At 36.1% G+C, this 13,024-nt stretch carries 11 protein-coding genes and 5 tRNA genes; 11 read left to right on the top strand and 5 right to left on the bottom strand.

Features of this window, described 5'->3' with window-relative positions; all coding sequences use genetic code 11:
- Window positions 1–88 precede the first annotated feature (88 nt).
- From AC6CHK_RS14205 to AC6CHK_RS14170, 8 genes are all read left to right on the top strand, one after another.
- Window positions 89–688, top strand: a complete 600-nt coding sequence (locus AC6CHK_RS14205) for an IS1096 element passenger TnpR family protein (RefSeq protein ID WP_498097252.1) — start codon at window positions 89–91, stop codon at window positions 686–688.
- Between the two features lie 86 nt (window positions 689–774).
- Window positions 775–2,121 carry an alpha-amylase family glycosyl hydrolase gene (locus tag AC6CHK_RS14200; protein ID WP_498097251.1) on the top strand — a complete coding sequence of 449 codons (1,347 nt, stop codon included), beginning with the start codon at window positions 775–777 and terminating at the stop codon, window positions 2,119–2,121.
- Window positions 2,122–2,228: 107 nt separating this feature from the next.
- Entirely contained in the window at window positions 2,229–2,669 is a 441-nt protein-coding gene (locus tag AC6CHK_RS14195) for a hypothetical protein (protein WP_498097249.1), read from the top strand.
- A gap of 164 nt (window positions 2,670–2,833) precedes the next feature.
- Window positions 2,834–3,583 carry an SDR family NAD(P)-dependent oxidoreductase gene (locus tag AC6CHK_RS14190; protein ID WP_498097247.1) on the top strand — a complete coding sequence of 250 codons (750 nt, stop codon included), beginning with the start codon at window positions 2,834–2,836 and terminating at the stop codon, window positions 3,581–3,583.
- A 108-nt stretch (window positions 3,584–3,691) separates the two neighbouring features.
- Complete coding sequence (locus tag AC6CHK_RS14185; protein WP_498097245.1) at window positions 3,692–4,486, top strand: thymidylate synthase; 795 nt, start codon at window positions 3,692–3,694, stop codon at window positions 4,484–4,486.
- Window positions 4,487–4,570: 84 nt separating this feature from the next.
- Entirely contained in the window at window positions 4,571–4,801 is a 231-nt protein-coding gene (locus tag AC6CHK_RS14180) for a hypothetical protein (protein WP_498097244.1), read from the top strand.
- Between the two features lie 10 nt (window positions 4,802–4,811).
- Entirely contained in the window at window positions 4,812–7,322 is a 2,511-nt protein-coding gene (locus AC6CHK_RS14175) for a M1 family metallopeptidase (protein ID WP_498097242.1), read from the top strand.
- 286 nt (window positions 7,323–7,608) lie between these two features.
- Complete coding sequence (locus AC6CHK_RS14170; RefSeq protein ID WP_498097241.1) at window positions 7,609–8,697, top strand: fatty acid desaturase family protein; 1,089 nt, start codon at window positions 7,609–7,611, stop codon at window positions 8,695–8,697.
- A 176-nt stretch (window positions 8,698–8,873) separates the two neighbouring features.
- Here AC6CHK_RS14170 and AC6CHK_RS14165 read toward each other — a convergent pair.
- The 5 genes from AC6CHK_RS14165 to AC6CHK_RS14145 all read right to left on the bottom strand — a co-directional run bounded on the left by AC6CHK_RS14165 (window position 8,874) and on the right by AC6CHK_RS14145 (window position 9,531).
- Window positions 8,874–8,947: transfer RNA gene (locus tag AC6CHK_RS14165), tRNA-Arg, on the bottom strand.
- A 35-nt stretch (window positions 8,948–8,982) separates the two neighbouring features.
- A tRNA-Pro gene (locus AC6CHK_RS14160) sits at window positions 8,983–9,057 on the bottom strand.
- Window positions 9,058–9,241: 184 nt separating this feature from the next.
- Window positions 9,242–9,315 (bottom strand) — tRNA-Arg (locus AC6CHK_RS14155).
- Window positions 9,316–9,347: 32 nt separating this feature from the next.
- A tRNA-Pro gene (locus tag AC6CHK_RS14150) sits at window positions 9,348–9,422 on the bottom strand.
- A 24-nt stretch (window positions 9,423–9,446) separates the two neighbouring features.
- A tRNA-Ser gene (locus tag AC6CHK_RS14145) sits at window positions 9,447–9,531 on the bottom strand.
- Between the two features lie 135 nt (window positions 9,532–9,666).
- Here AC6CHK_RS14145 and AC6CHK_RS14140 point away from each other — a divergent pair.
- The 3 genes from AC6CHK_RS14140 to AC6CHK_RS14130 are packed head-to-tail and all read left to right on the top strand — an operon-like array spanning window position 9,667 to window position 13,007.
- Window positions 9,667–10,692, top strand: a complete 1,026-nt coding sequence (locus AC6CHK_RS14140; protein ID WP_498097239.1) for an N-acetylmuramoyl-L-alanine amidase — start codon at window positions 9,667–9,669, stop codon at window positions 10,690–10,692.
- 53 nt (window positions 10,693–10,745) lie between these two features.
- Window positions 10,746–12,152: an aspartate ammonia-lyase gene (gene aspA / locus AC6CHK_RS14135; RefSeq protein WP_498097238.1), complete on the top strand. Its 1,407-nt coding sequence runs from the start codon at window positions 10,746–10,748 to the stop codon at window positions 12,150–12,152.
- Entirely contained in the window at window positions 12,153–13,007 is an 855-nt protein-coding gene (locus AC6CHK_RS14130) for a glycosyltransferase family 2 protein (RefSeq protein WP_498097236.1), read from the top strand.
- Window positions 13,008–13,024 lie beyond the last annotated feature (17 nt).

Raw genomic sequence — 13,024 nt, 5'->3', positions numbered from 1 at the left:
ATATTTTTTGTGAAATCTCATTTATTATATATTTGCAACATAATTTATCAAAGATAAAAAGGCAAAAAAAGTAATTGGAATAAATGATATGGTTTACAAAATCCGTGTAATATTAGATACAAAAGAAGATATTTTCCGAGATATTGAAATTAAAGGGAAACAGACGCTCTGGAATTTGCATTTGGGAATAAAAAGTGCATTCAATCTCAGTGGAGATGAGCTGTCTGCTTTTAACCTTTTGGAAGAGGACGGCACTATCGTAAAAAGTGTTCCGCTGGAAGATATGAGTGATGATGGCGATGGCGAAATTATGTCAGATGTTTACATCGATGAAGCATTTGAATCCGCTGGTGTTAAGGCTCAGTTTCAATATGGTCTGCTTGATCTTTGGGAATTTTTCTGTGAGCTTGTGGAAATAATTGATGAGACAAAAGGTGTCAATTATCCTATCACGGTTTACAGATTCGGAAATGCACCTTTGAAAGCACCCGGAAAAAGCGGAAATGGAGGTTCTAAAAACAAAAAGTCTGTAATGCCTCTCCTGGAAGATGATTTCGGTTTTGATGAAGACTTTGGCGCAACCACTAGTTTTGCAGACGAAGACGAAAGTTTTGATGATGACGAAGACGATGACTATAATGATGATGTTTTTGAGGACGATGATGACGGCGAAGACGACAGAATTTAAACATACAACCCTGAATTTTCACATTCAGGGTTTTTTATTGCTGGATTTATTCAGCCACAATTCTTATTTTTGTTCAAATTAAAAAGATGAAAAAATTAATTTTAATTGCAATTATCAGTTTGGGCATTATGTCCTGTACCTCTCAAAATACCAAGAAAAATATGGATTTACCTACAGAATGGAAACATACCACCAATATTTATGAAGTCAATTTAAGACAATATACTCAGGAAGGAACAATTAAAGCTTTTGAAAAAGAAATGCCGCGTCTCAAAAAAATGGGCGTGAAAACATTATGGTTTATGCCGCTCACTCCAATTGCCCAACAAAATAAAAAAGGAACATTGGGAAGCCAATATGCGGCTGCAGATTATACTTCCGTCAATCCGGAATTTGGGACAATGGATGACTTTAAAAATATTGTGAATGAAGCGCATCGATTAGGTTTTAAAGTGATTATCGACTGGGTTGCAAATCACACGGGTTGGGATCATGTCTGGACAAAAACTCATCCCGAATTTTATCTGAAAGATCCAGACGGAAAGTTTCACATCGCATCAGGGATGGACGATATTATCGAATTGGATTACAAAAATCAGGAAATGAGATTAGCTATGATTGATGCCATGAAATTTTGGGTGAAAGAAACCAATATTGATGGTTTCAGATGTGATTTGGCGGCATGGGTTGAGGTCGATTTTTGGCAGCAGGCAAGACCCGAACTGGAAAAATTAAAGCCACTTTTTTGGCTTGGAGAGTTTGATGAGCTGGAAAATCCGGAGCACGGTAAAGTGTTCGATGCCAGCTATTCCTGGAAATGGATGCACAAATCTGCCGATTATTACAAAAATAACGAGCCGATAAGTGAGTTGACAGATTTACTGAAAAAATATTCCGCAATTGGAGATTCTTCAATGCGCGCCTGGTTCACAACTAATCACGACGAGAATTCATGGAACGGCACGGAATACGAAAAATACGGCGACATTACAAAACCGATGGCCGTGTTTTCAGCTACTTGGAACGGCGTTCCTCTTTTGTATTCAGGACAAGAACTTCCTAATTTGAAAAGGCTTGAATTTTTTGAGAAAGATCCAATCGAATGGAACGGTAAATATGAAATGGCAGATTTTTACAGAACATTATTAGATTTAAAATCCACAAATCCTGCTTTAAGAGGCGGCGATTCCGCTGTTTCAACCTATCTTTTGAATACAACAGCCAATGATAAAATTTTTGCTTATATAAGAAAAAATGGTAAAGATGAAGTGCTCGTTGTTTTAAATTTTTCTAAAGAACCGGTCAACTTCAGTATTCAGGATGAACATTTAAATGGAAGTTTTAAAAACGTTTTTGACGGATCAAAAAGAGATTTCGGTACAGATAAAGATTTTAATTTTAAAGTTTCAGATTTTGCTGTATTTGAGAAATAATATTGCATTTATACTTTTAAAAAATTAATTGAAGCAGGCTTTGGTCTGCTTTTATTTGCAATAATAAATAAATCTCTATTTTAGATAGTTAATTCCACTTAAAACTAATGAATAAAGAAGAAATATTAAATATTTTAAAAGATAAAATTTTCCAAAAAATTCAGACTTTTGAAAATCTCATTGCCGAAACCAGAGCTTCAAGCAACGATACAAAAAGCTCGATGGGTGATAAATATGAAACCGGCCGCGAAATGCTGCAACAGGAAATCAATAATATTCAAAGACAACTGAATGAATCATTAAATCAACAGGCTTTTCTTCAAAAGTTAAGTATTGAAACCTGCTCAAAAGTTCAGAATGGAGCTTTGGTAAAAACAGATAAAGGACTATTTTATATCTCGGCATCTCTTGGCGAAATCGTTTTTGAAAGCTTAAAAGTCATGACGATCTCCAGCGAATCTCCTTTGGCAAAAGCGATGTTTGGCAAGAAAATAAAAGAAACATTTTCCATAAATAATACTCATCAAACGATTGAGAATATTTGGTAGCTAATCTTTGTAAAATGAAAATTAAAAGTTTATTTCTGATTGTTTTTGCTAGGTGATATTCTGATTAACATTTACTGATAGAAATTAAGAAAACTTTATTGCTTACTTTTGAAGCATTTGAACTTTTGGCCTTAAATTAGCTGTTAAAATAAAAATTTATCAATATGGGAATTTTACAAAATAAAGTTGCTTTAGTGACAGGAGCCGGATCAGGAATTGGATTGGCCATTGCCCAATTATACGCAAAAGAAGGTGCAAAAGTTATCGTGTCAGATATTAATGTAGAGCACGGTAAAGAAGCGGTAGAAAAAATCAAATCTGAAGGAGGTGAAGCCTCTTTCGTAAAAGCTGATACATCAAAAGCAGAAGAAGTGGAAGGATTGATAAAATCAACCGTTGAGTTGTACGGAAGATTGGATATTGCTTGCAACAATGCAGGAATCGGCGGTGAAGCCAGTCAAACCGGAGATTACAGTCTTGATGGCTGGAAAAAAGTAATCGACATCAATCTTGATGGCGTTTTTTACGGATGCAAATATGAACTTACTCAAATGGAGAAAAACGGTGGCGGAGTAATCGTCAACATCGCTTCGATTCACGGAACGGTTGCAGCACCACTTTCTTCAGCATATACTTCAACCAAGCATGCCGTTGTTGGATTAACGAAAAATATAGGTGCTGAATATGGACAAAAAAATATCCGTTGTAATGCGGTGGGTCCCGGATATATCGATACACCATTATTGAATCAGCTTGACAAGGAGCATAGAGATGCTTTGATAGCGAAACATCCTATGGGAAGACTTGGTACATCAGAAGAGGTTGCAGAATTAGTTCTTTTTCTAAGTTCTGAAAAGTCATCATTCATGACTGGAGGTTATTATCTTGTTGATGGAGGATATACAGCTGTTTAATAGAAAACTGCGTAAATTCAAAATAAAGCATTCATGAAAATGGATGCTTTTTTAATAGTTTTTTAAGTTACTTTTTTCTAAATTTGAACCTTGAAATAAGCTCTCAAAATGCAAAATTACTTAGACCTTTTACAACATATTTTAGACAACGGAACCGATAAAACCGACCGTACCGGAACAGGAACAAGAAGTGTTTTCGGATATCAGCTGAGATATGATTTGTCGGAAAGTTTTCCTTTGGTTACGACTAAAAAAGTGCATTTGAAGTCAATTATTTACGAATTGCTTTGGTTTCTGAAAGGTGATACAAATGTAAAATACCTAAACGACAACGGCGTAAGTATTTGGGATGAATGGGCTGACGAAAATGGTGATTTAGGTCCTGTTTACGGAGCTCAGTGGAGAAGCTGGAACGGTGCAGACGGTAAAATTGTTGATCAGATTACAGAAGTGATTGATCAGATTAAAAAAAATCCTGATTCGAGAAGATTAATTGTTTCTGCATGGAATGTGGCGGAAATTCCAAATATGGCTTTGGCGCCTTGTCATGCTTTGTTTCAGTTTTATGTAGCCGACGGAAAATTGTCGCTTCAGCTTTACCAAAGAAGTGCAGATGTATTCTTGGGCGTTCCTTTCAATATTGCAAGTTATGCTTTGCTTTTGATGATGGTTGCGCAGGTTTGTGACCTTGAAGTAGGGGATTATGTTCACAGCTTTGGTGATGTTCACATTTACAACAATCATTTCGAACAGGTTAATAGACAACTTTCCAGAGATCCAAAGCCGCTTCCTGTAATGAAACTGAATCCTGAAATCAAGAATATTTTTGACTTTAATTTTGAAGACTTTACATTAGAAAATTATGATCCGCACCCTGGAATTAAAGCGCCTGTTGCTATTTAAAAGTATATAAAAATCAATATAAGGTGAAGTAAGGAAGCTTCACTTTTTTTGTAACTTTCAATCTAAATCTGCTACTTATTCATTATGAAATCAATCAAGATTAGTATCGATCAAAATACGGATGCCGAAAAGCTGAAAGAGCTATTGCTTCAGGTAAAAGGTGTCAACTCAATAGAAATCATTGACGAAGAAAATCCGGAAAGTGAGCTTAAAAAAGCATTTGCCAAAACCAAAGAACAACTGAAAAAGGGAGATTATGAAACTTTAGTCAACGATATTTTCGATATTTTAACAAAAAGCAATTCAAAGAAATAATAAATTAAACATGAAGAAAGTCATTTTATCTATTGCAATTCTCGGAGCACTTTTTTCCGGAAATGTATCTGCTCAAACCGCAACTTCGGGTAGAGAAAAAGTGTACAGAGCAACCCATACAAAGCTTACAGAGCTGAAACATACCAAGCTAAAAGTGAATTTTGACTATCAAAAAGAGCAAATGAATGGCGAAGAATGGTTGACGGCTTCACCTTATTTTTATCCTACAAACGAATTGATTCTGGACGCAAAAGGAATGCTGATTCACGAGGTGGCTTTAGATAACAATGGTAAAAAATCTCCTTTAAAGTATGATTATAAAAATGATGTTTTAAAGATCAATCTAGATAAAACATACACGAGAAATCAAGATTATACGGTTTATATAAAATATACTTCACGTCCGAACGAAGTGAAGCAGGAGGGGAGTGCAGCCATCAATGATGCAAAAGGTCTGTATTTTATCAATGCTCAGGGAAAAGAAGAAGGCAAGCCTACTCAAATCTGGACTCAGGGCGAAACTGAATCTTCATCAGCGTGGTTCCCAACCATTGATAAGCCGAATCAGAAGACCACTCAGGAAATTTATATGACCGTTCCTGATAAATATGTGACGCTTTCCAACGGAATTTTAAAAAACTCTCAAAAAGAAGCCAACGGTTTGAGAACCGATCATTGGGTGATGGATAAAAAACATTCCACATATCTGTTCTTCATGGGAGTTGGAGATTATGCGGTAGTAAAAGATAAATGGAGAAATATTCCTGTAGATTATTATATTGAAAAGGAATATGAGCCGTATGCAAAGCAGATTTATGGAAATACGCCGGAAATGATGGAGTTTTTCTCTAAAAAATTGGGCTACGATTATCCTTGGGCAAAATATGCGCAGATTTCGGGTAGAGATTATGTGAGCGGTGCCATGGAAAATACAACTGCAACGCTTCATGGAAGTGATATTCTGCAAAAACCAGGACAATTAATTGACGAAAATAAGTGGGAAGATACAATTGCACACGAATTGTTTCACCATTGGTTTGGAGATTTGGTAACGGCAGAAAGCTGGAGTAATTTAACAGTGAACGAGTCTTTTGCCAATTATTCAGAATACCTTTGGAACGAATATAAATACGGAAAAGACCAGGCAGATTATCATCAGATGGTGGATGTGAATCATTATATTCATAATCCTTCCGATTTTAAAAAAGATCTGGTAAGATTTGATTACGAATCTCGTGAAGATGTTTTCGATTTGGTGACTTATCAAAAAGGCGGCGGAATCCTTCATATGCTGAGAAACTATCTTGGAGACGATGCGTTTTTTGCAGGAATGTCAGATTATCTGAAAACAAACGAATATAAAAATGCGGAAGCTCATCACGTAAGACTTTCTTTTGAAAAAGTTTCAGGAAAAGATTTGAATTGGTTTTTTAATCAGTGGTTTTTCGGGAGCGGAAATCCAAAACTGACTTATTCTTATACATTTGAACCTGTTAAAAAGCAGGTTACAGTTACAATCAATCAAACTCAGGAGCAGCCATTTCAGTTTCCTTTAGCCATCGATGTTTATGACAACGGAAAGCCAAAAAGATACAATGTGTGGGTAAATGCTGAGGCAAAAAACACGTTTGATTTTGATGTTTCGAAAAATGCAGATTTGGTGAACATCAATGCAGACGGAGTTTTAGTGGCAGACATTACAGATACAAAAACTCCTGAACAATATTTCCTTCAGTTTACAAATTCTAAAGAGTTTAAAAGCAGATACAGTGCTTTGGAAGGAATTAAAGACCAGGTTGGAAAAAATTCTTCTGCTACAAAGTTGTTGGCTGCGGCATTAAAAGATCCATATTTCAGAGTAAGAATCAAGGCATTGGAATTAATGGATTTATCAAATGCTGAGCAAATGAAAACTTTAGGATCTGAAGTTGAGAAATTGGCAAATAATGACCCGAAAACTTTGGTGCAGGCCGCTGCTATTAATGCTTTGGCTAAAACTAAAGATAAAAAATATCTTCTGGTTTTTGAAAAAGGAATTAATGCAGTTTCTAATTCTGTAAAAGGAAATTCTTTAGGAGCTTTATTGGCAATTGATCCTTCAAAAGCGAATACATTGGCTGATAAAATTGATCTGGAAGGTGCTTCTGAAGAAATGCTTACTCAATTATTACCAATTGTTGTGAAGAATAAAGTAACCTCTCAAATGGCAAATATTGCACCGATTGCTGCATTTTATCCTTTCATAAAGTTTCAGAATCCTGAATTGGGAAAAGTAGCTGAAGAAGGATTCAACTGGATTATGAGTTCTGATAATTTAAAGGCTACTGAAAGTATTACGAAGATTCTAAGTCAGGCAAAAAGTCAGATGGGAGATAATCCGCAGGTGAAAATGATGATTTCACAAATGCTGAAAAGCGGGTTGAGCAAGAAAATGGAACTGCTGAAACAGAATCCTCAAAAAGCTTCGGATATCAATCCTCAAATTGATGCAATCAATAAATCAATTGAAGAATTCAAATAATAAAGAATTATACTTATTTTAAACGTCTCTTTTTTTGAGGCGTTTTTTTTTATGAAATTAATATTAATTCTCAATATAGAAGTCTACAAAATTAAAATCATTACTGATTGCTATTTTTCGTGGATCTGAAAAGATTATTCTATGCAACTATAATAAACGAGCAATTAATGCGTTATATTTGTATACAATCCGGTAATGTGCCGGAAAACTCAATATTTCTCCTTATTCCAACACCCGATTTTAACACATCTGTTTGTTCGCGTTAAGTAGACAAACATGATATTTTATGTCACAAAAAGTAAAATTCTCATCCGCTTCCGGTTCACGCTTTTATGCAACCGTCCGAAGCAGAGTCGATCAATTTTTTATTCAGCAACAATTAAGTCAACATGCCAATGGCCATATGTGGGGCAAAACGGTGTTTTTCCTTGCTGGGTTCGCTGGAATTTACCTTTTAATCATTTCGGGCCTTTTGCCTACGTGGACGCTCTTGCCACTTGCGGCGGTTTTAGGTATGTTTAGTGCCTTTGTCGGCTTCAATGTATGTCATGATGCTATACATGGTGCGCTTTCCGGTAATAAAAAAGTGAATAAACTGTTCGGGTTTATTTTTAATCTGATCGGTGCTAATCCATACGTTTGGAGCATCACCCACAATGTAGTTCATCACACCTATACAAATATCCCCGGGCACGATGAAGACATTGAGGTAGCGCCGGGATTGATCCGGATTGCTGAAGAAGACGAAGTGAACAGGATTCAACAATACCAGCATTGGTATGCCTTTCCGCTTTACAGTCTGGCCTCCCTGTCATGGGTGTTCCGGAAGGATTATGTGAAGTTTTTTCAGAAAAAAATTGGTGCGCATCAGAACAAACATCCTAAGTTGGAGTATTTCAATTTATTTTTCTATAAAGCGCTTTATTACTTTCTGTTTATTGTATTGCCGCTATTGGTGCTGGATGTAAGCTGGTGGCAGTTTCTGATCGGTTTTCTGCTTTTACATATAGCCGAAGGATTGACGATGGGATTGGTGTTTCAACTAGCTCACGTTGTTGAAGGTACTAATTTCCCGATGCCTAATGAAACTGGACAGATGGAAGAAGCCTGGGCGGAGCATCAGATGCGAACAACAGCAAATTTTGCAACGCACAATAAGCTCGCGGCATTTTTCCTTGGAGGATTGAACAGGCAGATCGAGCATCATCTGTTTCCTAAAGTTTGTCATATACATTATGGAGAAATCTCTGTCATTGTGAAAAAGACAGCAATGGAGTTCAATTTGCCTTATATTGAAAATAAGAGCTTTTTATCTGCATTACGCTCGCATTTTCTAACGCTGAAAAAATTTGGCAAAGAGGCGGCCGTCAATTAATAAAATTATGCTTGATAGCTTTTAAGAAAAAGGATCAAACTTTAAGTTTTTAGAAAATCAAACCTTTAATAGTAGAGTTGGGCAAATTGCCAAACTCTATTTTTTCTTTATGAAGGATTCAAAGATAATTATTGGTATAAAAAAAGAGACAACTATACAAATAGTGTCTCCTTAAGTGAGCGCGAAAGGATTCGAACCTTTGACCGTCTGCTTAGAAGGCAGATGCTCTATCCAGCTGAGCTACGCACCCATTAAATAATTTTTGAAAAAATTACCAAAAAACAGTCGGGGCGGCAGGATTCGAACCTGCGACCTCCTGGTCCCAAACCAGGCGCGATGACCGGACTACGCTACGCCCCGATTAAGGTCATCTAAACGATATTATCTCGTTTTTTGTGGGTGCAAATATATGATGTTTTTGCTAATTAAAAAAGTAAAAATTGATAAAATATTATTTAAGTGTAAATCTTTTTTTTAGCTATAACCAAAAGCTTTTATCAATTCTTAAAACAAAAAAGACTCACAAAAAATTGTGAGTCTTGTGTGAGCGCGAAAGGATTCGAACCTTTGACCGTCTGCTTAGAAGGCAGATGCTCTATCCAGCTGAGCTACGCACCCATTGTGTAATTTTGAGAAAATTACCAAAACAGTCGGGGCGGCAGGATTCGAACCTGCGACCTCCTGGTCCCAAACCAGGCGCGATGACCGGACTACGCTACGCCCCGAATTATATTGTTAGGAAAAGAAAGCGGAGGGTAAGGGATTCGAACCCTTGCGACACTTTCGCGTCGACAGTTTAGCAAACTGCTCCATTAACCACTCTGGCAACCCTCCTTTATCTTTATATTTTAATGATCACTATTCCGTTATTGCGAGTGCAAATATAGAATAGATTTCTTTATTTACCAAATAATTTTAACAAAAAAATTGTGTATTTTTGAGGGAATAAACGATTAAAAATTTAAACTAATGCGTAAAACATTATATATCATCGGCTTAAGTGTGTTCGTATTTTCGTGCGCTCCACAGAAAAACGTTAAAAAGACTGTAAGTAAGCCTAAAACGGCAGTGACACAGCCTAAAACAGCTGTAAAATCGCCGATTCAGGAAAAAACGAAGCCGCAGATTACTAACGAAAGAGGTATAGAATTTTTTACTGCAAATATTGCAGATGTCACAAAAAATGACAACACAGCAAGTTATGGCTCAATTGTTTCGGCAAAACCGGCCGGATATAAAGTTGTGAAAACTTATTTCCCTGCAATTGCTCAAAATTTCAGACAGAAATATCTGATATTACATTATACCGTTTTGCCAGATGATAAATCTGTTACTGTACTTACGCAGCAATCGGTAAGTGCGCATTATCTCGTAAATAATTTAGGGGATAAAGAAATTTATCAGTTAGTTGATGAAAATAAACGTGCGTATCATGCCGGAATAAGTTCTTGGCGTAACGATAAAAACCTAAATGACACTTCTATCGGGATAGAAATTGTAAATATGGGCTATAAAACTGATTCAGCAGGTGTGAAAGTATTCGAGCCTTTCAACGATGAACAGGTGAGAAAAGTGGCAGCTTTGGCAAAAGATATTGTTACAAGATACCAGATTCCACCAACCAATGTTTTGGCACATTCGGATATTGCTCCTACAAGAAAACAGGATCCCGGGCCACTTTTCCCATGGAAAAAATTATATAATGAATACCAAATAGGAATGTGGTATGATGAGACAACAAAGCAAAGCTTTTATAATGCAGCAGAATCGGATCTTGTGACAAGGTATAATGAGCCTTCCTTTATCTTCTTGGTACAGACTTCGTTACAAAAATTTGGCTATGATATACAACCGAACGGAAAGTGGGACGATGCTACAAAAAAAACAATTGAAGCTTTACAATATCATTTCAGGCCTCAAAATTATAATGGAATTATGGATGCCGAAACCTGGGCAATTTTACAGGCTTTAAATTTAAAATATCCAACAAAATAAAATTGAAATGCATCTTAAACGGTGCGTTTTTAATAACTATTAAAAGTACTTTAATGGAAAATTTCAGAAAGGAAAGTGATTTATTAGGCGAATTAAACGTTCCTATAAATGCATATTACGGTGTTCAGACACAAAGAGCAATCAACAATTTTAAAATTTCCGGGCAGCTTTTGTCTTCATATCCCTATTTTATAAAAGGATTGGCTTTTGTGAAAAAAGCGGCGGCACAAACAAATTATGAATTGGGTCTGCTCGATGAAGATTTGTATTTTAAAATTGCTGAAACTTGTGATGAATTAATCAAAGGTGAATTGCATGAGCAGTTTCCTGTCGACATGATTCAGGGTGGAGCGGGAACTTCCATTAATATGAATGCCAATGAGGTAATTGCCAACAGGGTTTTAGAAAAATTAGGAAAAAATAAAGGCGAATACATATTCTGCTCGCCAAATGATCATATCAATCTTTCGCAATCTACCAACGATGCTTATCCTACAGCGATCAAAATCGGATTGTTGCAGATGAATGAAAATTTGACTGAAAAACTTCAGAAAATCGTTGAAGCATTCCGTGAAAAAGGCAAGGAATTTCATGATGTTATAAAAATGGGACGAACTCAGTTGCAGGATGCTGTTCCGATGACTTTAGGACAGGAATTTGAAGCATTTGCAGCAACTTTGGAAGAAGATATTTCAAAATTGAATAACAACGCCAATCTTTTTGTTGAGGTAAATATGGGCGCGACAGCGATCGGAACAGGATTAAATGCTCCGATCGGATATGCTACGCTTTGCGCTAAAAATTTAGCTAAAATCACAGGTTATCCTGTAATATCTGCTCCGAATTTGGTTGAAGCAACTCCAGATACAGGTTCGTATGTTATTTATTCATCTGCAATGAAGCGCCTTGCAGTAAAATTATCTAAAATATGCAATGATTTAAGATTGTTGTCTTCAGGGCCGAGAGCGGGACTTTTTGAAATCAATCTTCCGCCAATGCAGCCTGGCTCATCAATCATGCCGGGGAAAGTAAACCCTGTAATTCCGGAAGTCGTTAACCAGGTTTGCTATAAAGTGATCGGAAATGATTTAACGGTTACTTTCGCAGCAGAAGCAGGCCAATTACAGCTGAATGTGATGGAGCCTGTGCTTTCTCACGCAATCATGGAAAATATAAATTTCCTTTGTAATGCTTTGGACACTCTTCGCGAAAAATGTGTTGTGGGAATCACCGCAAATAAAGAAGTCTGCCTAAATATGGTACGACACAGCATCGGTATTGTTACGGCCTTGAATCCTTATATTGGCTACAAATTTTCAACAGAAATCGCCAAAGAAGCTTTAGAAACTGGAAAAAGTGTATACAATCTGGTTTTGGAAAAAGGTATTCTTTCTCAGGAAAAATTGGATGAGATTCTTGATCCTAGAAATATGCTGAAACCGCATAATTTAGAACTGTAAATGAAGTTTTTAATCATCATTCCTGCACACAACGAGCAAGATAATCTGGGATTCACGTTAGATTCTTTACAAAAGCAAAATTTTAAAAATTTTAAAGTTGTAATTGTCAATGATGGCTCAACAGATAAAACTCCTGAAGTTATAAAAAAATATGCGGATGAAGATTCTAGATTTGAAACGTTAAACCTTCAAAAATCTGAACATCAGCCCGGTTCCAAAGTCGTAAATGCTTTTAAAAACGGATTGCAGACTCAAAATATTGATGATTTTGATGTCATCTGTAAATTTGATGCAGATATTATTTTAGATGAAAATTATCTTCAGACGATAAATAATGCTTTTCAGGACAATTCAAAATACGGATTGATCGGCGGTTTGTTATATGTTCAAAAAAACGGAAACTGGGTGTATGAGGGAAATTCCAATAAAAGTCATGTAAGAGGCCCGTTAAAAGCTTACCGAAAAGAATGTTTTGTTGCAATCGGAGGCTTAAGAGAAACTTTAGGTTGGGATAATATTGATTCGATTTTGCTTGAAAACCTTGGCTGGAAGGAAGTTGTTTTGCCTGAACTGCATGTAAAATTAATAAAAGTAAAAGGAAAAGATTATACGGTAAAACCTTCGGATTATTATGGAAGATATTTTTATTTTTTGGGATTAAAAAGATTTTTAGCTTATGTTGCGGCCTCAAAAGAAGCAATGAAAATAAAGTCTTTTTCGTTTTTCTTTAGCATTATAAAGTCGTACGAAAATTGTCGTTCAAATAACTTAGAACTGAAAATTTCTAAGGCTGAACAAAAAGTTATCAATGATCAGCGTTGGAAAACTTTAAAGAAGAAATGGCTGAAAGTATAATAGTTTAACTTAGAATT

The sequence above is a fragment of the Chryseobacterium sp. GQ58 genome, assembly GCF_059758895.1.
Note: the sequence above shows the minus strand (reverse complement) of the source record. Positions and strands in the feature narration are given on the sequence as shown.

Coding starts and splice junctions, on each gene's coding strand:
- AC6CHK_RS14140 (WP_498097239.1), top strand. CDS start 9,667: ATGCGTAAAACATTATATATCATCGGCTTAAGTGTGTTCGTATTTTCG.
- aspA (WP_498097238.1), top strand. CDS start 10,746: ATGGAAAATTTCAGAAAGGAAAGTGATTTATTAGGCGAATTAAACGTT.
- AC6CHK_RS14175 (WP_498097242.1), top strand. CDS start 4,812: ATGAAGAAAGTCATTTTATCTATTGCAATTCTCGGAGCACTTTTTTCC.
- AC6CHK_RS14185 (WP_498097245.1), top strand. CDS start 3,692: ATGCAAAATTACTTAGACCTTTTACAACATATTTTAGACAACGGAACC.
- AC6CHK_RS14200 (WP_498097251.1), top strand. CDS start 775: ATGAAAAAATTAATTTTAATTGCAATTATCAGTTTGGGCATTATGTCC.
- AC6CHK_RS14130 (WP_498097236.1), top strand. CDS start 12,153: ATGAAGTTTTTAATCATCATTCCTGCACACAACGAGCAAGATAATCTG.
- AC6CHK_RS14190 (WP_498097247.1), top strand. CDS start 2,834: ATGGGAATTTTACAAAATAAAGTTGCTTTAGTGACAGGAGCCGGATCA.
- AC6CHK_RS14195 (WP_498097249.1), top strand. CDS start 2,229: ATGAATAAAGAAGAAATATTAAATATTTTAAAAGATAAAATTTTCCAA.
- AC6CHK_RS14180 (WP_498097244.1), top strand. CDS start 4,571: ATGAAATCAATCAAGATTAGTATCGATCAAAATACGGATGCCGAAAAG.
- AC6CHK_RS14170 (WP_498097241.1), top strand. CDS start 7,609: ATGTCACAAAAAGTAAAATTCTCATCCGCTTCCGGTTCACGCTTTTAT.
- AC6CHK_RS14205 (WP_498097252.1), top strand. CDS start 89: ATGGTTTACAAAATCCGTGTAATATTAGATACAAAAGAAGATATTTTC.